Origin of the sequence: Shewanella sp. SR43-4 (assembly GCF_014163845.1) — a bacterium.
Classification (GTDB): Bacteria; Pseudomonadota; Gammaproteobacteria; order Enterobacterales; family Shewanellaceae; genus Shewanella; species Shewanella vesiculosa.
Window position 1 is genome coordinate 1 of the sequence record NZ_JACJEB010000005.1, and the last position, 21,322, is coordinate 21,322.

Sequence of the window (21,322 nt, forward strand, 5' to 3'; positions counted from 1 at the left end):
CAACATCTTTATTACTCAAAGGCCATGACATTCGTACCATCCAAGAGTTATTGGGACACAGTGATGTCAAAACGACCGAGATATATACCCATGTGATTGGTGGCCATCATACTGGGGTCATAAGTTCTCTTGACAGTCTTTAAGGCATACTACAAAACAAGTTACTAAGGCCTTATCTTTTGCTTTCCGCATTAGTAAATATGAGGCAAACACAGAAACACAAAGTTAGAATGAGTAATTGTTCTAAATCATAATGGGGCGTGCGACGTGAGGTCGTATGAAGCGCTGTTCACCGCTTTTGAGTGAACCATCTGTATCACCAGATGAACCTAGGGCTCTGAATAAAGTAGCGAGCCTAACAATGTAACGAAGATTGGTCATGGACTAATCGGGATCTCAATCGTGAGAGGACGATCCTCCTGATAACCACAAATCGGGTGAGTGCTAGGCAGTCAGTATGATAAACATAAGTGAATCCGCGTAAGGTGCGTTATGTGATGAAACAGCGGAAGTGGTTAATACGCTGTAGCCAAAAGGCATGAGAGTTGGAAAGAGATTGCCCCATGCTCTTTCGTGATCAATACGCTCTCCGCACTATAGCGGGCATCTAACCTGACATTGCGCGACATACGGAACACGGTAAGCCTATATCGCTCCCTTTGGGAAAGCTGATTTGGCCGATAGTGATGTAGGTATAGGAGGTTGGAAAAAGCAAAGGCTGCATTGTAACGATGCTGATACAGACTTGTGTCTGGTCACGAAAGTGAGCCCACTTCCGACTGGTCTCCCGTTGCAAGATAATTTGAAGAACTTTATTCAAGGAGAAACGCAAATGATGATTTCAACAGAAATTAGTGCCTCTCCTGACAGCGCTCAATGGCAGTCAATAGACTGGAAATCCGTTGAACCGCATGTATTAAAGCTTCAGATGCGTATTGCAAAAGCAACACGAGAAGGTAAACGCGGCAAGGCGAAAGCGTTGCAGTGGATACTGACTCACTCGCGTTCAGCAAAACTTCTTGCTGTTAAGCGTGTATCACAAAATAAAGGCAGTAAAACGCCTGGAATTGATGGTGTTATCTGGAATACAGATACCCGCCGCATGAAAGCAGTAAATCAATTGAGCAGGAAGGCATATCAAGCCAAACCACTCAAGCGTATCTATATCCCCAAAAAGAATGGCAAACTCAGACCTCTTGGTATCCCATGCATGATAGACAGAGCACAACAAGCGCTCCACCTTCTTGCATTAGAACCAATATCGGAGACGCTTGCTGACCCAAACAGCTATGGATTTAGACCAAATCGTAGCACTGCTGACGCAGTCGATCAGTGCTTCAAATGTTTGGCTCTAAAGAAATCAGCACAATGGGTTCTTGAGGGGGACATCAAATCCTGCTTCGACAAAATCGGGCATCAATGGCTAATTGATAACATCGCCATAGATAAACGAATGTTGGAACAATGGTTAAAGTCTGGTTTTATGGACAAAGGGCTGTTTTATCGTACTGATGAGGGCACGCCACAAGGAGGGGTTATATCCCCCACCTTGATGCTAATGACTCTTGCTGGACTTGAGCAGCGCATAAAGTCTACAGCACTCAAAAAGGGTGCCAGAGCCAACTTTATTGGATACGCCGACGATTTCGTCGTCACCTGCGCTTCAAAGGAAGTGCTCGAGAACGATATCAAACCGTTGATAGCTGATTTCTTAGCGGAAAGAGGCTTAACACTCTCCGAAGAGAAAACGCATATTACCCACATCAACAATGGTTTTGACTTCTTAGGGTTTAATCATAGGAAGTACAAAGGAAAATTGCTCATTAAACCGAGTAAATCCAACACGTTGTTGTTCTTAAGTAACCTGCGCGAACTCATCAAAAAGCACGCAACCATCCCTGTTAACGACCTTATCAAACTGATAAATCCGAAACTAAGGGGGTGGGCGAATTATTATCGTCATTGCGTTGCTAAACAAGTATTCGGGTATGTTGGGCACAAACTATTCTATTCGTTATGGCACTGGGCAGTAAGGCGCCATCCAACAAAGTCTAAGACTTGGGTAGCCCTTAAATACTTCATCAACCGAAAAGGCCAATGGCAATTTCACGGTTGGCAGAAGGTCAAGGATATGGATTGCCAATTCAATCTATTCCAAATAGCCAAAGTGCCTATTGAGAGACATGTGAAAATTCGAAGTGCGGCTATACCATTCGATCCTCAATACCAAGAATACTTGGCTAGGAGAAAATCGAAAAGGCAAGCTCGTAACGCTTGGAATGAACCTGCTCTCACTGCTTTATAAGTTGCTGGGTATCAAACGATACCTTTGTGGAGGCTTGAGCCTAGTGCAGTGAAAGTTGCACGCTGGGTTCTTAGGAGGGCGGCACTTGGTAACAAGTGTCGTCTATCCGACATAAATGATTTGCATACCTTGCTTACAATTGACGTGATTCAACTCTGAACTTGAGGACGTTGAAGAAAATAGCGTGAAGCTCACATGGATGTGAGCTTAGCTTTCGCGGTACAGGATGTACCATCGGAAGCGTTAGCATTTTCGAATAAGGCCGAAGCAGGTTTCAAATGAAGTTAAAAGCTGGATCAATCCCCATGGCGACCTTTTCGCTGTTTGAAAATGTTGCGGGGCGGCTGGGAGTTCCAAGAGGGAATAGCCGTTGATTTCCTCTTGGTCTGGTGTGGGCGAAGCACCACGACGTTAGTGGCCGCAGGTCATAGCCTAACCAACTTTGGGGCATAAGTTAGTTAAGCCATATCATATTTTGAACGTAAACGTGCGAGTAGGTTTGCTAAATTAGCAGCTTGCAAATTACTTTGAGTATGAAAAGTATCTTAACTCATCCAGACAGTTACTGTATAAGGGGCCTCAGCAGCAACATGCTTAATGATGACTTAAAACACTCTCTGTTGGCTCGTAAAATTCTATCGGTGTTATGTTTTGTCGAAAATATTTAAACGAATACAGAACTATTTAAACATTGGTTAGATATAGTTATACTCGAAAAATAAAGTAAATATAATGACGTTCAATTCTAAACCAATAATAGAGGGATGACTGATGAGTCAAAAGAGTAATAATGGTAAAAATAATGGTTCAACGCCTGAAAATTCACAAGGTAACCGTCATATAGTTAAAGATACAAACTATGGTGGTACTAGACATTCTATTGGTGGTTCGAATAAATCAGATATTTTACAAACCACAGCAACTCCAGTAAGACCTACGGGGAACCCAGACAAAAAATAAGGCGAAGCTATGACAGAGACAAATACGTCACAAATACCAATTGAAAAAGACTATGATCGTCATTGGTCGTTGTTATGGAACACTCAATTAGGTGTGCGTTATCACATGCACATGCAAAGTTTTTATGCTCGTTTTGGTAAATTTGTTACCGCCTTTTCTCTTGTGATGAGTTCAGCCGCATTTGCCACCATCTATCAAAGTGATAATGGAATCGCTAAGTGGTTGGCGTGTGCAGTCGCTTTGGCCCAAACACTGGAACTTGTTATCGACTCTAAAGCTAAAACCACGCTACATGCGTCTTTAAGGCAGAAATATTTGCAATTAGAGCTTGAGCTATCAGGTCGTGATTTTATTTACGACTATGAAGAGAAGTCGTTAAAGGCCAAGCGGATAGCGATAGAAGTTGAAGAACCTCCCCTGATACAAGCATTGGGTGATCGTTGCCACAATGAGCTTTCTAAAGTTTATGATTTAGGTGAGGATAAAATGGTTAAAATGCCTTGGTATCAATCGCTAAAAGCCAACTTTTACAGCTAATTCGTCGAATCTAACAACCCATTACTTATTAAAGGTGATGAGGGTAAATACAAACAGTTAAACCTTGAGAAATATTCATTCAAGACGCCTTTGGGGTAGTAATCATATTTCGTATATAATTGGCGCCACACTGGTCAGACCAGAATGGTCGTGATAGTATTAATCATACGGAATTAAAGAAGTATTTTTATGAGGTGTACATAATGGCAAAAGGTTCAAGTATTAATGGCAATGGAGGTAATGGTGGCGGAAACGATAACTACACAGTTACAGGTAGAGGAAAAGTGTCACGCACTCAAATGGTCAAAGAAGTGAAACAAGGGCTGCATCCTGACACCCATATATATAAGAGAAATGGGGTTGAATACGCAAGGAACAATCCGAACCACGACAAACCAGATAACATCAATGATTAACCTAAGCTCTTACTTCACCCTATCGACAAAGCTTCGTGCCAGGTCTTGTATTTTCTTATCCATTAGCGCATGTATGGTAAACGTAATTAGCTGAAGACTACTCAACCTGGCGAGTTAACTCCCTTTGGGGCATAAACAATTTACATGTCTAGGCTCATTACTGTACAAACTTTATTGACGCAATAAAGTTTGTACAGTAGAAGATAAGTCGAATCCATTTAACATTATGGATATGAGGCATGACATCTCGTTTGAAATCTTCATCTATACTTGACATGACCAGCTTGCTCTGCGCATGAATACATACCTAGATTATTTAGAGCTGCTAGAGGATTGCAGATAAAGAATAAATATCTTTTATGCTCCCCCCCCGAATAAACCATCTATGTGAACTTGAAGCCTTTGAAAATGCTCTAATTCACCATTGCAAATGAAATCTATTGGCTTGTTACCATTCAAAGGGGAATTATGATTTACCATATTAATAAAACCATAGATGTTTTTAGGGTTGTTAAATGTTACCCGTAAGCCAGCATGAATATTCAGGATATAGCTTATTCTTTCAACTTGCTCTTTGCTCAAACACATTTGCTCAAACTCAAGTGATTCATAGTTCTCAGGCAATTTAAGTAACTTTTGAATTTGCTGTTGGCTGCAGCTCCATTTTTCCAAGATCCTCAATGCCGTTTTAAAACCAATTCGAACAACTTTTGGATCATTGCAATCGATTTCTTGCATATGTATTCCTCAATAACTGACCACATAATCTAAGCACATAAATTAAAAATATTTCATTAATTTTACTACTATTTTTTATACACCTAGCTTGGCTAGAAAAATATTTTTTCATATTCATTTGGAGATACAGGACCAAGGTAATTCTGCTTGTGTTCGCTAATTAATGTAAATTTTTATCGAGTCTGACATTGAAAACCTGTAATTTTTAGGATTCCTTTATGCTCCTCAAGAAGGGCAATCTGCATTTTAAGTTCACAAATTTCAATTTATTTCGGGGTAATGGGAGATGCTTTTTGGGGTAATCCAGATGTTCTAATTTTAGCAGTCTCCACCATTTATCAATAGTCGATTTACCAACCTTCATCGCTTTCAATGCTTGGATAATAGTATGGTTTTTATCGAGAACTAATTGGGCAACATCGAGTTTAAATAAGTACTAACGTCTTTATTCCCTATCATCAGAATTATTTTTAGAAATAAATACTTAGATAGATTTTGGAACAACTAAATTGACTTTAGACTTTCTGCAACCGACCAAAATACAACGGTTTTCAGAAGAAATACTCCCAGCCAAAACTCGCTTCGCATAGCTGTTTTGTCGTGAACGCTTTTCTTGTTTGATAGAGCGAAAGTCGTTTGACATGAGATTTATACCATAAAAGTTAGTAGTTAAGTTATACGCTCTGTAGTGTTTATTGCAAGATTTATCACTTCAGATAAGACAGCATGCTTATGACCCAATTCTCCCCCCTAGGTATTAGACCAATACCTAGGGGCACTTTAGCGTTACTCAGCTAATCCTCTACTTTGGATATAAATTTTTTACAAGCCAAATATTGATTCTAATTAACAGCTTTAATATTTCATCAAACAATAAAAATCTCTTCCTGCATAAACAAGAAGAGATTTACTGCCTTTTCGGCAGATACTAATGCATGATTAACTGGTTCAACTTCACTTACATTTTTAGCTGCCTATTCGGCAGGTCACTCTAATACTACTCTGTAATCTAGCTTGTAATGATTTTTAGCTGCCTATTCGGCAGGTCACTCCTCCAATAAAGGGGGTAATTAAAATTTAGAATTTTTAGCTGCCTATTCGGCAGGTCACAATCAACATATCAAAAATAACTTTATAAAATCAATAGTTAAAGTTGAAATGCCACTGAACACCAAAATAATTACAAAGCAATTAATACATCTATTTTTCAATATTTTACTAGCCCCCTAAATTAATAAGGTTAAAAGCTGTCGATTAACATAGATAAGTCAGGAACAGTGCCATTCAACTCCTGATTAGTTGCAAAGCCATAGCGATTAAACACAGCCTTATCTTGTTTCTCTACGATACATTTTTGAATATGAAGAATGTAATCTTGGTTATTACTTTGGCTGCTGATTGCGATTCGATGAAAAGTATCAAATTCTCGAGGTTCACTATTTTTTTTGGGTTCAAAATGTTCACCTCTGACCAATGCCCTTTGTTCCAATCGCTTTAACCGTCTCCTGGCCTCGCCAACAAACATTTTTGCAATGCCTTGGTTACGCTTAAATCTGACTTCACCAAAGCCTGTTGGCACGGTGCTAACCTCCCCAACCTCAAAGAAGCCACACTCCTTCATATCTTGAAAATAAGATTGCAGCCTCAAAGCATTTAAAACATTAGAATCAGTATGAATAAAAGCGATAATGTTACCAATAGACTCACCTGACCAAGCAGGAAAACTTACCCCAAGACCTTGAATATCATGCTTACAGATATAACCATGCATGATAGAAATGCAGCGTCCGGTCAATAGAGCCAAGTTTGCTTCTTTAGGTATAAATCGAACCATAAAATAATACCGCTTCATGCTAAACCTTCTTCTTAATTTCAGCTTTTTTCTGGAACATTCCACCTTTTATCAAAACAGCAAATAAATAATAAATATCAGGGCTAATTGTACAGTCCGGGTTACTTATCTGCTTATTAAGCTCATTTAGATACAATTCAGCATTAACAAATAAGGAATAAAAGCTCCGTTGAGTTTCAGGGGGGCGTCGTGCGATTCCAACCTCTTTGTCAGCACCATACTCATGAACTCGCAATCGTTTGTCGGCATCATCGTCCCACCAATCATCAATCAATTGAAGTGCAGCACCAATTTTTACAGAGTTAAAACTAACAGCTAAACGACCGTCGATACATTTAACCTTAGAAAATTGTTTAGATGCTTCACCATTAGCAGCCTTCTCACCAAGAATTTGACTTGGATAGACTTCCTGGCAAAAAGTAGTTTGAATTTTGGCGGTTATATCTGCACTCCAAAATATGGAACTATCAGATAAAGCATGGTAAATCTCTTCGCTTAACGCCTCTAAAACTTGCTGAGCATCAGAGGGCCAAACACTATCCCATGCAAATTGTCGTGTGTTGGCTATTTTATAACACTGTCCCGAGCTCGTTTTAATTTCAATCTGAGTATTACCTGTATTTTGGTTACGCCATAACCAAGTACCCAATAACAGATTTTTGCAGTATCTCGTCGCAAGTTCTTTATACCCGCCACACTCTTTGAATGTTGCAGCCAACTCCTCGAGTAAAGTAAATACCTCTGGCTCACTACACCCAGAAGGCTTAAGTGAGTTTGCTTGAATTCTCAAAGAAAAACGGCAATAAAGATATTCAACATTAGGGGGGACATAACAATCTTCAATCACCAAAGGGTTAGAATAGGCCAAGTCCTGAGGAGCTAAGTTTTTAGGTTTAAATTGAGGAGTAAATGCTTCAGTAAATCCAGCCTTCTGACCACGAATTCGGCTTATTTCAGCCTCAAGAGGAATGAAATCATTATCATCAGTTTTATAGAAAAAAACTGCTTTTCCAGGGTATAAAGAACGGTCATATTTTAAAACATTACATAACTCCATAAAACTCCTTTAAATCCGTTTCATCAGCATTGATGTCTCTGTTATATCAAGCATCCAAAAAGCCCGTCTAAAAAAATTATGCATACCTTGCAACCTTATATCAATTGCTGTCGCACACTCAACAACGCCGATGGCAGATTCAGCATAACAATGTTGTAACTCAATAGATTTCTTTCGGACTTGAGGCTTTTCGAGTAAAAGATAGCCGGTCATAACAGGGCGCAGCGAAGCATTTTTCTTCAACTTCAATAACAAGGCATCAAGACTACCGATTGAGTGCCTTGTCGGCATAATCCACTTCCCCGATGCAGGAAGCCTTCTCAGAATTGAATAGAGCTGAGCTTCACTTCGATATAACGCACACCAGTCACTTGTCTTATCAATTTCAGGAGGATGCATCACCCCTCCGGCAAAATTAGCAGGGAAACTTGCTTTAATAATGCCAATGGAATTATCAAGTTCAGTTAATTCATCTTCATAACCATCAATATGCACAACTAGATCAAACACTAAGTCACAGTATCGATTATCTAAAATACCAGCTCTTCTAAATTGGTTTTCTTTCGGCCCTTGCATACCATATTCAGGCAGTTTTTTACCTGATACAGATGAATACTGCCGAATAAACCATGAAAATGAAGTCATTCGCAGCCTTGTGCCCAACCTTTCATTTAAACGTCGCTGATAATTATGCATCATCCCCCACACTGCCGTTAATGAAGGAATGCCTGCGCAATATGGATTTGATAATGCTTGAGCATCAAATACGCGTATACCTTTCAAATACAGATAACGCTGCTGAACATCTTCATGAGCATCAACAGGTAAGCTCTTAGGTTCTTGGGAAATATTAACTAGCAGCCATTTTAAAGACTCTTTAAGTGGCTTGATCAATTGTTGATTAAAAGCATACTTACTTGTAGTAGCAGACTGAGATAACACTGAGTTTAACAAACTGAACAAAAGTGGCAGCAACTCAAGCAAATGATCATTTGCTTCCACTAGAAACTGATGCTCTAAAGAACCTTGAATACCCGACAATTCAGCTAGTGATATATTATTTTCGCTAATAGCCAAACGCAGCTCTAACAATGGCGCTAACCAAGCAGACAAAGTAGATCGTATCTGTTTGATACTTGCCACCTTCTGTTGTCGTCGTTGTTTTAACGCTAATGCTAAACCAACCGACAACAAACCAGCCAGCGCACCAGTAGAGTCTTTTTGAAATAACACCTTGTTATTCAATATAGACTCACCACGCTGAACTCTGGCTAACCACGATGTCTTTTGTCCGGTCTCTGAATGAAAAATCCTAGGTGGGTAATTTAATACTCGTATATTGCCACCGAGAGATGCAGCGAGATCACCAACAGAGGCTGGGCGAGTAAACCCAATATTGGTATAACGACATTGCTTAGCTATTGCTGCTTTTTGCAGCTCAGATTGCAAAACATGACTAATAACAGGTGTAATCGATAAATAACTATCTCGATAAGGCACACGGACTTGAACAGAGAACTTATCAACACTATCAGGACTTTCCATTTCAGGAAGTAAGCCCCTAATCCTGCTGCATAAATTATTATAATCCTTTACGGATAAACCAATAGCTTGAAAAGCAATTTTCCACTCTGTTGGGGCCGTTGGAAGTATGGTCGCTAGGCAACATAGTTGTCCCTGCCAAACAAAGTGGCTACCAAATAACTTTGCATAATTAACTTTGGCACTATCATGAGCCCATCCAAATACTCGATCACAATTAGCACTACTTAACGCAGCCGGATGTAACATCGGTGGAGAAGCAATCAGTCGCTGTTTACTTACTCGAATATCCGGGTATTTGAGATTATGAGTATGCAACCATAAAACTTCATTTAAACATTGCTCCAAATGAGTCTCATTTTTCAGAGTTTTCTTTGCTAAAACTTTATCAAGCAAGTCGTCTACTAATTTCCTCGAATGAGTCAAATTAAGTAAAATAACAAGTGCAATACTTTCACATCCAGTTATATCTAATGGTTCAGTATAAGCAGTAAATCCACGTCTCAGAGCAATATCGCGCTCCTGAATATCGTCAATTTCCAGTAACTGTTTTAAATGGGTTTTCTCTACCATGCTGATAAGTACATTCCTTGTCTATCTGAGCCAAAACTACGCTTATACTCAATAACTTGTCTTAAATAAAAAACACCTACATTAGGGTCTACTCGTTGCTTCAACTTCTGTCGATATCCCGATGTTAAAATCCCATCTTGATACAACCGATAAACCTGCTCATAAGTCGTCGACAACAGAACGGCAGTCTCAGCTACGCTCACCAATAAATCAGCTACATTTGGCTTTTTAGTTTTAGGATGTAATTCAACTAAATTGTATAAATAATCCATCAATGCGATATAAATAAAATGCGGTTTTTTATCCTCAGGACGAAGACATTCTGAATACAGAATTAACTCACCAAAAATAAACCGAAAAGCAGTACGATTAAACAAATCAATCAGCTTGAAGTCAGCCCCTTGGGTCAACAAATCAAGTTCTTGATAAAAGGTTTTAGGCCAACCAACAAAATATTCAATAGCATCAAAATAACAGTAATCATTATCTTTAGAAAAACGCTTACTATGCCATGCCAATGCAGCTAATCTATGTGTTAAAGAGTCTTCACACAGCAATATGTTACTAGACTTAGGCTCACCATTGAATACCACACTTGATAATACAACAGCTTGAGAATCAGCTTTTTTAGGATGAGCTAAGCAAAATTCAAAGCCACATGAACAGTGGGTAATTGACTCATTCTCAATGTAATTAATGGGGAGTTCACATTCAGGGCAATGATGCATCAACTCGCATCCATGTTTTGTACAAGCCTCAACAGGTTTCAAATGCCAAGCTTGTCGAACATAAGCCTCTTCTTGCAAACATTCCGGACAAATAGGAATACTCTGTTCGCCCTCTTCACTCGAATACCTAACTAAACTCAAAGGAATATCGGAGCCATTGCGATGCACGGCCACAGCCGATCCAACAATAATTCTATTTGACCTTAACAAAGCCAATTTCTGAAGTTCAAATTGCGGCAAACCAAGCAAAGACTCTAGTAAGCCTAAAGCTCGCATTCTAAAGTAGCTGTTGTGCTTGGCGTGATAAACATTAAGCCGCTTTAAATCGATAGGAAAAGCGCCGTGGGCTTCAAAATCAAGCTCATGCAGCTCTTCACGTATAGCTAGGCTGAGTTGCTCATATGAATCAAAAAAGTTCTCAGCCACTACCCGCAGTAAATAACTCTCAAGCGACTCATCATTAAATGCACGAGATTTAGGAGAAAATAGAAAAGCCATACCGCACCAAAAACTAAGGAAGTCTTAGCTTAACTTATAAGCTTTTATCTAAAATGACAAGAAACTCTTCAGATATGTTTATACACCGATGAAATAGTGTGAATAAGCAAACCAAAAACTTGACCGGAAACCATAACTTACTGCACATTAACTGATATGATAAAACCAAATATTTAAGGGCTTAAGCTAAATAAATAGCGAAGCTCATGTACACGGTTTAAGTGCGGTTAAACGCATAATGTGTACTACTGCATACCCAAGAGAGAATCAATGTTAACAGGCAAAATACGTAATCAAATAGACCAAGTGTGGACCATGTTTTGGACCGGCGGTGTCGCCAATCCTATCTCGGTAATTGAACAAATCTCTTATCTGTTATTTATTCGCCGTTTAGACGAGCTGCAGCGCACCGCTGAGCGTCGTGCACAGGCCACTGGCATTCCTGTTGCTAACCCAACCTTTGGTCCAGACGAGCAAGCGCTACGCTGGAACAACTTTAAAGATAAAGATCCTAACGTGATGATGGACATAGTCCAAAATCACGTGTTTCCTAAAATCAAAGCTCTGCACAATGAAGGCAGCTTTGCCGAGCACATGAAAGACGCCATCTTTATGATCCCGTCAGCTAAGTTGCTCGACCAAGTGGTGCAACTGCTTAGCGCCATCAACATGGACGACAAAGACACCAAAGGCGACTTATACGAATACCTACTCAGCAAGTTGCAGCAATCTGGCGTTAATGGCCAGTTCCGCACCCCGCGTAATCTAATCCAAATGATGGTTGAGCTAATGCAGCCTAAATTAGGCGACACCATTTGTGACCCATCATCGGGCACCTGCGGCTTTTTAATGGCGGCGCTTGAATACGTTGAAAACAACTATAAGCAAGAGGTTAACAAGCCAGAAAACCGTAAACATGTGAATAATGCCATGTTCACTGGTTTCGACTTTGACAAAAGCATGCTGCGCATAGGCGCGATGAATATGCTATTGCACGGCATTGAAAACCCAAGCGTACTGTATCGCGACAGCTTACAAGACCAAGGCGATGCCAATATCAGTGAGGCCTATAACTTAATTTTGGCTAACCCGCCATTTAAAGGCTCGGTCGATTTTGACATCGTCGCCCCTGACTTACTGCGCGCCTTAGGTAAAAACCCAGCCACAAAAAAAGTGGCGCCAAAGTACAAAACTGAAATCGATGAAGACGGCGTAGAGACGCAGGTTGAAATTAAAGCCAAAGGCCCAAGCGAAAAGTCTGAATTACTGTTTTTAGCGCTGATTTTACGCATGCTAAAAGTTGGTGGCCGCGCAGCAGTTATCGTGCCAGACGGGGTGTTATTCGGCTCAACTAAATCCCACAAAAGCATTCGCGAAAAAATCGTCAACGAGCAAAAGCTCGAAGCGGTTATCTCCTTGCCATCAGGGGTATTTAAGCCTTATGCCGGTGTCAGCACTGCCATTTTAATCTTCACTAAAACCAATTCAGGCGGCACCGACAAAGTGTGGTTTTACGACATGCAGGCCGATGGTTTTTCGCTTGACGACAAACGTACACCACTGCTTAAAGATGGAGCGCAGCCCACTCACGAACAAAGCAACATTGCCGATATTATTGCCCGTTATTTAAGTTTAACTAATCCCGATGGCACGCCCAACCTTGCCAGCCCAGAGCACAGCCGCAAAACCACCGAACAAAGTTTTATGGTGCCAGTGGCAAGCATTACCGCTAACGACTGCGATTTAAGCCTCAATCGTTATAAAGAAGTGGTGTATGAAGAAGTACAGTACGATTCACCGAAAGTAATTTTAGCGCGAATTAAAACCCTGCAAGAGAAGATGGCAAAGGGTGTGCAAGAGTTGGAGAAATTACTGTGAGTTGGCCTTTAGTAAATCTCGCTTCGCTTGGAGAAATATATGCAGGCGGTACACCATCACGAAGTAACCAAGATTACTGGGGAGATGGTATTAAATGGTTATCAATAAGAGATTACAAGGATTTTGACTTAGTAGTCAGCACTAAAGAACAGATAACAAAAGAAGGTTTGAGAAACAGTTCAGCTAAGTTGTTTTGCAAAGATTCCGTCATCATTTCCATATTTGCGACTTTAGGGCGAGTAGCCATTTTAGGTGAGGATATGGCTACAAATCAAGCTATTGCAGCGATTAAATGTTATGCAAATATTGATAATAAATACTTGATGTATTGCTTAAAATCTAAGTTGTCGGATATAGAAAAACAGTCGGGAGGGGTTGCACAAAAGAATATAAATTTATCTATCCTTAAAGGACTAAAAATCCCACTCCCACCACTCGAAACCCAAAAGCAAATTGCGGCGGTGTTAGAAAAAGCCGACCAACTGCGTAAAGACTGTAAGCTTTTGGAGCAAGAGCTAAACAGCCTCGCTCAGTCCGTGTTTATTGAGATGTTTGGTGATCCAGTGACCAATCTGAAGGGGTGGGAAACTAAAACTCTTGATAGTTTAGCCAAAGTACAAATTGGCCCATTTGGCTCACAGCTTCATAAAGAAGATTACATTTCCGATGGAATTCCATTAATAAATCCAACTCATATTATTAAAGGCCAAATTGTCCCTAACTTAAACTTAACGCTAACATTAGAAAAGTTTGAGTCACTGCCTAATTATCACTTAAAGAGTGGTGACATTATCATGGGCAGACGAGGTGAAATGGGACGAACAGCTTTAGTTGATGACTCATCAAAAGGTTGGTTCTGTGGTACGGGTAGCTTATATATTCGTCCAAAATCTAAACTCATTCAGCCAGTATATTTAAATTCTGTTATGTCCTGCAGCTCGATGAAATCGTGGTTAGAAGAACAATCTTTAGGTGCTACGATGCCTAATTTAAACAAAAAAATACTACACTCGATTCAAGTTCCAATTCCTTCAGAGGCTTTGCAGACTAAATATACATTAGCATTAAATGTATTAAAAAATGAGCATTTAGCCCATAAGCAGCATTCAAAAGAGTTGGATTTATTATTTAGCGCCCTAATGCAAAAAGCTTTCAATGGCGAGCTTAACCTCGATAACGCTAACACTTAATAAGATGTAAAAGGAACTTACATGTCAGATACGGTTCAACCTCCAGAATCCACAGCCACACATGACGCTAGCGCTTTTGGCGCTAACTCTCTTGGCATGAGTAATTTTGACTTTATGGATGTGGCGATTGCAAATGGAGCAGCCAATGATCTGTATTCTATGCGCTGCGCTGAAATACAGCTGCGGGCTAAAAGCGCTGAAGCCAACATTAAAACCGATCCGCGCATTGCTGGCTTTTACGCCCGTAATGCACTGGAGCTAATGGTTGAAACCGTATTTGACATCGACAACTGGTTAACTCGGCCACGCCATGACGCTACGTTAATGTCGTTGATTCATGAGCAGGGCTTTAAGCAAAACCTCAGCAGTAATTTATTCCCTAAGCTTAAACTGATTATCAAAATCGGTAACGAGGCCGTACACGGCAAAAGCGCACTGCCACAGCGTGATGCCTTACAATCGGTAAAAGAGCTGCACCATGTGCTGTATTGGTTCGTTCGCACCTATACGCCAGCGTTAGACAGACAGCAATTTACCGTTGCGCCGTTTGATGAAGCATTAATCCCCCACAAGCTTGCCATTGATGCAGGTCTTGTGACTAAGGCGATGAGCAGCATTAAGCGAGTGCAAGATCTCGAAAAACAGCTGGCAGAAAGTGACAGTGTTAAGCGTGATGAGTATCAGCAACAGCTGAGTGAAAACGCTGCGTTAAAGGCCGAAAACCAAGCCTTGCTTGAGCAAATCGCCAAAGCCAAACAAAACGCAGAAACGCAACTTGATACCCACGACTATAACGAAGCCGAAACCCGCCATTACTTAATCGATGCTCTGCTTAATGAAGCGGGTTGGCCTTTAAACCAAGCGCGCGACCGCGAATATCCGGTTAACAGCATGCCAATATCGACCGCTAACCCCAATGGGAATGGCTTTGTGGATTATGTGCTGTGGGGTGATGATGGCACTGCCCTGGCAGTGGTAGAGGCCAAACGTACCAGTCGCCGCCCAGAAGATGGCCAGCAGCAAGCCAAACTGTATGCCGATTGCTTACAAAAGCAGTGTGGCGTGCGCCCGGTGATATTTTACAGCAATGGCTATGAAACCCGTTTGTGGGATGACTATTTTTACCCGCCACGTAAGGTACAAGGTTTTTATACCAAGGCTGAACTTGAGTTAATGATAAAACGCCGCAGCGATCGTAAAGCGTTTTTTATGACGGGTAGTAACACCCCGCTGGTTGAAACTGAAAACCTTGATATCAATAACGACATCACTAACCGTCATTATCAAAAAGCGGCAATTACTCATATTTTGCAGGACTTTGAATTAGAACATCAACGCAAAGCTCTGCTCGTCATGGCAACCGGTACAGGTAAAACCCGTACCGTAATAAGCCTGGTTGATTTGCTGGTTAAAAACGATTGGATTAAAAACATCTTATTTTTAGCCGACCGCAATGCCTTATTAACTCAAGCGAAAAAGAACTTCGTTAGGCTATTACCCCGCGTGAGTTGCGCTATGTTAAGCTCTGGCCAAAGCAAAGACAGCATTGAAAGCCGTTTGTATTTTGCTACTTACCCGACAATGAAAAACCTACTCGACCGTGGTGCAGATGAACGCCCATTTGGCGTGGGCCATTTTGATTTAATCATTGTCGATGAGGCCCATCGCTCTGTGTATTCAAAGTATCGGCAAATTTTTGAGTATTTTGACGGCTTGTTAGTAGGCTTAACCGCCACCCCAAAAGATGAAGTTGAAAAAGATACCTACGGCATTTTTGACTTACAAAAAGGCATGCCGACTTACGCTTATGAAGATGTCAGCGCCTATGCCGAAAAATACTTAGTCCCGCCGACTAAAATAACCGTTAAAACTAAGTTTTTACGAGATGGTATTAAATACAAAGAGTTGTCGAAAGATGAGCAATTAGAGTGGGAAAGCAAAACAGAGCTTGAGGATCGTGAAGAGGTTTTATCGTCAGAGTTAAATAAATTCTTGTTCAACGAAGATACCGCAGAAAAGATGTTCGCCCAGCTAATGAGTAAAGATTTACTTGGCGGCATACATGTTGAAGGCGGCGATGTGATTGGTAAAACCATCATATTTGCGACTAATAATGACCATGCGATATTTTTAGAAACCGTGTTTAACAAGAACTACCCCAAATGGGCGGGTAAGTTAGCACGAGTTATCACTTACTCTGAAAAATATAACCAAAGTTTAATAGATGAATTTGGCGGCGATGAAAACGATCGTAAAGACTTTGACCCGAAAAATCCGACCTGCCGCATTGCGATATCAGTAGACATGCTCGACACCGGTATTGACGTGCCTGAAGTGGTTAACCTGGTGTTTTTTAAAGTTATACGCTCTAAGGTAAAATTTACCCAAATGATTGGCCGTGGCACACGCTTATGCCCCGATTTATTTGGCCCGAATGATCATAAAACCACTTTTAAAGTATTCGATTATTGCCAGAACTTCGAATACTTTGATGCTAACCCAACTGGTTTGCCCGTAAGTATTGCTCTGCCGGTGACTCAACAAGTGTTCGAAAAACGTGTAAAGCTTAGTACCTTGCTTAACAGTCGCCTGCAAGATAAAAGCTACCAAGAAAAGCACCCAGAAGACTGTAATTTATTGCGTGGCTTAAACACCTATCAGCTTGATATGTTGCATCATCAAGTTATAGGCATGAATCTCGATAACTTTATTGTTAGACCAAAACGCCAAGCGGTTGAACCCTTTTTAAACCGCGACCATTGGAACAATATTGATGACACCAAGTTTACTGAGCTAGAAAGCCATGTATCCGTGTTACCGACTGAGGCTGAAGCCTTTAATCAAGACGAACAACCCAATAACTTATCTAACCGCTTTGATAATATTATTTTAACCATGCAACTGGCATTGCTTGAAAAAGGTATGGTGCCGGAACAATCTCGATTACGAGTAATGGAGTTTGCTCAGTTACTAGAAGAAAAAGCTAATATTCCTGCCATTCAGGCTCAGTTACAACTGATCCAAGACATACAAACTCACGAGTTTTGGCAAGACATCCATCTAGTGACACTTGAAGATATACGTAGACGTTTACGTAACTTAATGTTCGCTATCGATAAAGAAAAAAAAGAAGTGGTGTACACCAACTTTGAAGATGACGTACAAGGCGTACATGACGTTACCGCTGTTTATCAAAGCCCAACCATGGATTTAGCTCAATATCGCAAAAAAATTGAGCTGTATATTAAAGATCATCAAGATCAGTTAACCATTCAAAAGCTAAAACGTAATAAGCCTATCACTCAAGCCGACTTAGATGTACTCGATGGGTTGCTGCTGGATGCCAGCGGCATGAGTGACGTAGAGGCTTATCGCCATCAAATATTGCAGGAGAAGCCCTTAGGCGCATTTATTCGCCAATTAGTAGGCTTAGACTTAAATGCTGCCAAAGAAGCCTTCAGCAGCTTTTTAGATGACGGCATTTACAATGCCGAGCAAATCAACTTTGTTGACCAAGTAATTGATTACCTTGTTCACAACGGCGTACTCGATATGGCCCAAATATTTGAACCGCCATTTACCGATTACCACGGCGAAAGCGCTTACGGCTTTTTTGATGAAGGTAAAGTGGTCGAGCTGTTTGGGGTGATACGGAAAGTGAATGCCAATGCTGTGGTTGAAGATAGTAAGAGTGCCTAGGATAATGAAATAACATGAAAAAACAACAAGAAATATCATTAGATGACATTAGTGCTCAACTTGAATTTATAAAAGGTGCTGATGATCTTCGATCAGTCAATGAGCTGCTAACACGTTCAATGGCAAAACAAAAAATACAAGGGTTGCTCAAAGACGATAATCTTTATTTTATTTGTGATGCCGTAGTTGAGTTAGCATTGGCTGATAATGGCAACAAACAAGAAAATAGACTTGTTTCTGCTGCCATATTAGGGCGTATTTCAGCAGTTGCGCGTGGTCGCAAAGAAACAGTATTTGAAAGACTTGATGAATTGTTTAGAGATGAACCAGAGTCGATAGATTTACTGGCGGATGGAGACGAGAAATATTATGCCTCGTTATCATTTGCATCAGTTAAAGCTCCTTGGCTGGTTAAATACTGTCTCAAAGAAGCTGTTTCTGTCGATACTGCCGAGAAAGCTCGCAGAATCTTCATAGCTACTGCATTAGGAGAAATTGGCAATCTATCTTCATTTTGGCAAGCATTCAGTGGAGCTTTTGATACCCTAAAATCAATTGAAAGTAATGAGGCAAGATACAAACGAATCCGCCGAATCTCTAGCTCTACACTAGAGGCGGTTCAAGAGTGGTCAAGTAACGTAGGCGAACATCCTGGTATAGCGTTAGGTGATTGGTTATTTAAGCTGATGCTGACAGGTAACCGAGAAGTTGGAGAGGATGTTCTTACTGACATTATTGATGACAACTTACTCATGCTGGCACGTATTATCGAGTTACGTTTTTCTCATGCTTTATTAGCACCCACCTATAGTATGCTTGAAAAAGCTCGTAGTGTTCTGGGGCGAGATGTTTGGGCTGACATTATGCGTCAGTCAAAAAATTTAGAACGTATCCGGACATGTTTAAAAGAAGCTGCACTAGTTGTCGCTCGTCAAGGCAAAACAGACAGTGATCTAGTTGAAATGCTTACATCTGCTTATTACTCAAAATCTCAGGCCATGCCTGCAATTGTGTCCCACTTTGCAGAGGCTCAAGAGCTAGAGCCAGATGTTAAAGCTTGGTGGGAACAAGCTGGTAATGTACAAAATAGAAAGCGCGAAGTGGTACATAAAATTGGCAACTCTGAAGATCAACAAATTGGATCATTATTGATTAATGTTGAAGACAGTAAAACAGTTATGGAAAAGCTTGAAAGAGCTGTAGTTCCATTTGTTGAAATATCTGACCCTGCTTTAGCCGCTACAGTCAAAAAAGCTGCTGCCAGTTATGGAGAAATAGCGCTTGTTGCAAGACAACTTGCCACTATGCGGAAACTGAAGCATATGGGGTTAAAAGGCGCTGTTTTAGAATACAACCCATTGCAGCATGAATTGCTTGGAGGACATCAGATGGGGATTAGAACAGTTCGTGTTGAGCGGGATGGCATCCAGAAAGATTTTGGTGGAAAAATTAAAGTATTGGTTAAACCACGGGTATCAAAAGAAGAATAATTAAGGAAGAATTACATGGAAATCATGGAAGCTAAAATCCTGTTAAAGAGTTTACTTAAGCGGGTCAAACAGGTCGATGAAGATAGCTTTGAACTAAAAGGTTTATTAACTGATGATGAGTTGACAGCTCTTAAGCTAGCGCTCGGTGCGCTAGATAATAGCGTCTCCCCTTCAACGCCTATTCACCCGACGCCTACCAAACCTATTAAAGAACCAGTATTAGCCGCTCCCCAAGAACTTGCTCCTACACAAAATCCTGAAGTTACTGACAATGATAAACCCATTGTTGAAAAAAACATTGTAGAGCAAGCACCTGTAAGTCGTATTATTGAGTTGGATACATCTGTACTCTCATTGACAGAACCTGCGAGTGATGAGCGACTTTGTCTAGATTTTGGTACGGCTATGTCAAAAGTGACCCTAGTCAAAGATAAGTCACTGGAGCGTGATTTCGAAGAAATCCATGTATTGCATTTGGGCGTGCCTGGTGACCAAGAAGAGGTTTCAGAAACCATGCTAATTTCATCCGTTTTTATCGATCCTGATGGCAAAGTCTGGTTTGGTAAGAAGGCACAAGATTGGTCAAAATTTTACGCAGGCTTGCAGCGCTTAGATAACATTAAGCGTTATCTATCTGAAGAAGGCTTTAACGAACCCGTATCTTCTTTGTTTAATCCGACAGATATAGAAATTACCTATGGTGACATGGTTATGGCTTACTTGATGTATCTTACGTGGGCTGTAAATCACTGCCTAGAAGAGTTAGATGAACCAAGAAACCTAAATCGTCGGTTTGCTATGCCATGTTTAGATACAAGTAAGTCCAGAGATACTGAAAAGCTATTGTCTCGTATGCTAGGTGAGGCGCAAATCTTAGCTGATACCTTCTATCACACTTTGGGAAATGGCATTCATCTTTCAGATTTCATTGCTGCAAAGAAACTAGTCCGTCAAGAAAGGCTAGAATACCCGTTTATTAAAGATGGTATCACCGAGCCATTAGGTGTAGCTGGTTCCATCATAAGTTGGGAGGGAAATGTTAATTCATTGCTAATGGTTGTAGATATTGGCGCTGGTACGAGTGACTTTAGTATTTATCGCATGGCATATACACCTAATACAGGGAAAAGTACTGCTCTAGAAGTTGAAAACTCATCTATGGGCATAACCGAAGCCGGTAACCATCTTGATAAGCTTTTAAAACAACTTATTTTAAAGAAAGCAGGGATAACTTCCGATAATGAGAATTTTCGTAACTTTTCTGGTGATCTAGAACTGTCTCTTCGCGACTACAAAGAGCGCCTATTTGAAGATGGTGAAGTGCATGTGAAGTTATTTAATGACGAGCTAATAGAAATTCACTTAGATGAATTTATGTCATTACCACAAGTAACAAAGTTTTCAGATTCATTAGTTGAATGCAGAGATGAAATTCTCAATAGAATCGATAGCAGTTTTATCACTGGTGCTCCTAATGGGGCATTAGCGGTAGCTTTGACAGGTGGTGGTGCAGGTTTACCAATGGTAAAAGCCTTAGCTCAGGGTTCTATTCGAGCACAAGGCAAAGCCCTGAAACTGATTCAAACTAAGCCATTTCCTCACTGGTTAGAGGAAGAATACCCTGAATTAGAAGAAGATTATCCTAGAATAGCCGTATCATTAGGCGGTGCGAGAAAGCGCATCATTCATAATGGAGGGGTTGCTAGCATTACTGCTGGCGGGAACCAAGGTGAAAGAAAATTAGAGGGATATTACACTAAAGGACTATAGTGGGATTAGATAATAATACAATGCAACGAATTACACAGGCCCCTATATCTTATGGCCTCGAGTATTCAATTGTACAAGGTAGTTAATGG

15 protein-coding genes and 1 pseudogene are annotated in these 21,322 nt (G+C 40.6%); 10 read left to right on the forward strand and 6 right to left on the reverse strand.

Going from position 1 to position 21,322, the window contains the following annotated elements; genetic code table 11:
• From H5123_RS06720 to H5123_RS06740, 5 genes are all read left to right on the forward strand, one after another.
• The coding region (locus H5123_RS06720; RefSeq protein WP_182697438.1) for a tyrosine-type recombinase/integrase at nucleotides 1–143 on the forward strand (143 nt) is incomplete at its 5' end.
• Nucleotides 144–832: 689 nt separating this feature from the next.
• Nucleotides 833–2,305: a group II intron reverse transcriptase/maturase gene (gene ltrA, locus H5123_RS06725; RefSeq protein ID WP_182697628.1), complete on the forward strand. Its 1,473-nt coding sequence runs from the start codon at nucleotides 833–835 to the stop codon at nucleotides 2,303–2,305.
• A 771-nt stretch (nucleotides 2,306–3,076) separates the two neighbouring features.
• Nucleotides 3,077–3,265 carry a hypothetical protein gene (locus tag H5123_RS06730; protein ID WP_182697439.1) on the forward strand — a complete coding sequence of 63 codons (189 nt, stop codon included), beginning with the start codon at nucleotides 3,077–3,079 and terminating at the stop codon, nucleotides 3,263–3,265.
• A 9-nt stretch (nucleotides 3,266–3,274) separates the two neighbouring features.
• Nucleotides 3,275–3,802 (forward strand): hypothetical protein, encoded by a 528-nt coding sequence (locus H5123_RS06735; RefSeq protein ID WP_182697440.1) that lies wholly within the window; start codon nucleotides 3,275–3,277, stop codon nucleotides 3,800–3,802.
• 203 nt (nucleotides 3,803–4,005) lie between these two features.
• Nucleotides 4,006–4,218 (forward strand): DUF3892 domain-containing protein, encoded by a 213-nt coding sequence (locus H5123_RS06740; RefSeq protein WP_182697441.1) that lies wholly within the window; start codon nucleotides 4,006–4,008, stop codon nucleotides 4,216–4,218.
• 357 nt (nucleotides 4,219–4,575) lie between these two features.
• Here the strand turns inward: H5123_RS06740 and H5123_RS06745 are convergent, their stop codons facing one another.
• The 6 genes and pseudogenes from H5123_RS06745 to H5123_RS06765 form a co-directional block, all read right to left on the reverse strand.
• On the reverse strand, nucleotides 4,576–4,956 hold the full coding sequence (locus H5123_RS06745; protein ID WP_182697442.1) for a hypothetical protein: 381 nt from the start codon (nucleotides 4,954–4,956) through the stop codon (nucleotides 4,576–4,578).
• A gap of 203 nt (nucleotides 4,957–5,159) precedes the next feature.
• A pseudogene (locus H5123_RS20590) lies at nucleotides 5,160–5,386 on the reverse strand (transposase); the annotation flags it as partial.
• An 810-nt stretch (nucleotides 5,387–6,196) separates the two neighbouring features.
• On the reverse strand, nucleotides 6,197–6,808 hold the full coding sequence (gene cas6f, locus H5123_RS06750) for a type I-F CRISPR-associated endoribonuclease Cas6/Csy4 (protein WP_182697443.1): 612 nt from the start codon (nucleotides 6,806–6,808) through the stop codon (nucleotides 6,197–6,199).
• Nucleotide 6,809: 1 nt separating this feature from the next.
• Complete coding sequence (gene csy3, locus H5123_RS06755) at nucleotides 6,810–7,865, reverse strand: type I-F CRISPR-associated protein Csy3 (RefSeq protein ID WP_182697444.1); 1,056 nt, start codon at nucleotides 7,863–7,865, stop codon at nucleotides 6,810–6,812.
• Nucleotides 7,866–7,874: 9 nt separating this feature from the next.
• Nucleotides 7,875–9,980, reverse strand: a complete 2,106-nt coding sequence (locus H5123_RS06760) for a type I-F CRISPR-associated protein Csy2 (RefSeq protein WP_182697445.1) — start codon at nucleotides 9,978–9,980, stop codon at nucleotides 7,875–7,877.
• Nucleotides 9,974–11,206: a TniQ family protein gene (locus H5123_RS06765; RefSeq protein WP_182697446.1), complete on the reverse strand. Its 1,233-nt coding sequence runs from the start codon at nucleotides 11,204–11,206 to the stop codon at nucleotides 9,974–9,976. Before H5123_RS06765 ends, H5123_RS06760 begins: the two co-directional genes overlap by 7 nt.
• 270 nt (nucleotides 11,207–11,476) lie before the next feature.
• On the opposite strand from H5123_RS06765, the gene H5123_RS06770 reads away from it, so the two are divergent.
• From H5123_RS06770 to H5123_RS06790, 5 genes are read left to right on the forward strand one after another with little or no spacing between them, the layout of a single operon-like run.
• Nucleotides 11,477–13,084, forward strand: a complete 1,608-nt coding sequence (locus H5123_RS06770; protein WP_182697447.1) for a class I SAM-dependent DNA methyltransferase — start codon at nucleotides 11,477–11,479, stop codon at nucleotides 13,082–13,084.
• Nucleotides 13,081–14,274 carry a restriction endonuclease subunit S gene (locus tag H5123_RS20770; RefSeq protein WP_182697448.1) on the forward strand — a complete coding sequence of 398 codons (1,194 nt, stop codon included), beginning with the start codon at nucleotides 13,081–13,083 and terminating at the stop codon, nucleotides 14,272–14,274. The genes H5123_RS06770 and H5123_RS20770 overlap by 4 nt, the downstream gene beginning before the upstream one ends.
• A 21-nt stretch (nucleotides 14,275–14,295) precedes the next feature.
• Nucleotides 14,296–17,973 (forward strand): DEAD/DEAH box helicase family protein, encoded by a 3,678-nt coding sequence (locus H5123_RS06780; protein ID WP_182697449.1) that lies wholly within the window; start codon nucleotides 14,296–14,298, stop codon nucleotides 17,971–17,973.
• A gap of 14 nt (nucleotides 17,974–17,987) precedes the next feature.
• Nucleotides 17,988–19,463: a hypothetical protein gene (locus H5123_RS06785; RefSeq protein WP_182697450.1), complete on the forward strand. Its 1,476-nt coding sequence runs from the start codon at nucleotides 17,988–17,990 to the stop codon at nucleotides 19,461–19,463.
• 15 nt (nucleotides 19,464–19,478) lie between these two features.
• Nucleotides 19,479–21,233 (forward strand): hypothetical protein, encoded by a 1,755-nt coding sequence (locus tag H5123_RS06790; protein ID WP_182697451.1) that lies wholly within the window; start codon nucleotides 19,479–19,481, stop codon nucleotides 21,231–21,233.
• The last annotated feature ends 89 nt before the right edge of the window (nucleotides 21,234–21,322 follow it).

Bases quoted from the DNA above. Each gene is read 5' to 3' on its own strand.
- ltrA (WP_182697628.1), top strand. From the start codon at position 833: ATGATGATTTCAACAGAAATTAGTGCCTCTCCTGACAGCGCTCAATGG.
- H5123_RS06730 (WP_182697439.1), top strand. From the start codon at position 3,077: ATGAGTCAAAAGAGTAATAATGGTAAAAATAATGGTTCAACGCCTGAA.
- H5123_RS06735 (WP_182697440.1), top strand. From the start codon at position 3,275: ATGACAGAGACAAATACGTCACAAATACCAATTGAAAAAGACTATGAT.
- H5123_RS06740 (WP_182697441.1), top strand. From the start codon at position 4,006: ATGGCAAAAGGTTCAAGTATTAATGGCAATGGAGGTAATGGTGGCGGA.
- H5123_RS06745 (WP_182697442.1), bottom strand. From the start codon at position 4,956: ATGCAAGAAATCGATTGCAATGATCCAAAAGTTGTTCGAATTGGTTTT.
- cas6f (WP_182697443.1), bottom strand. From the start codon at position 6,808: ATGAAGCGGTATTATTTTATGGTTCGATTTATACCTAAAGAAGCAAAC.
- csy3 (WP_182697444.1), bottom strand. From the start codon at position 7,865: ATGGAGTTATGTAATGTTTTAAAATATGACCGTTCTTTATACCCTGGA.
- H5123_RS06760 (WP_182697445.1), bottom strand. From the start codon at position 9,980: ATGGTAGAGAAAACCCATTTAAAACAGTTACTGGAAATTGACGATATT.
- H5123_RS06765 (WP_182697446.1), bottom strand. From the start codon at position 11,206: ATGGCTTTTCTATTTTCTCCTAAATCTCGTGCATTTAATGATGAGTCG.
- H5123_RS06770 (WP_182697447.1), top strand. From the start codon at position 11,477: ATGTTAACAGGCAAAATACGTAATCAAATAGACCAAGTGTGGACCATG.
- H5123_RS06780 (WP_182697449.1), top strand. From the start codon at position 14,296: ATGTCAGATACGGTTCAACCTCCAGAATCCACAGCCACACATGACGCT.
- H5123_RS06785 (WP_182697450.1), top strand. From the start codon at position 17,988: ATGAAAAAACAACAAGAAATATCATTAGATGACATTAGTGCTCAACTT.
- H5123_RS06790 (WP_182697451.1), top strand. From the start codon at position 19,479: ATGGAAATCATGGAAGCTAAAATCCTGTTAAAGAGTTTACTTAAGCGG.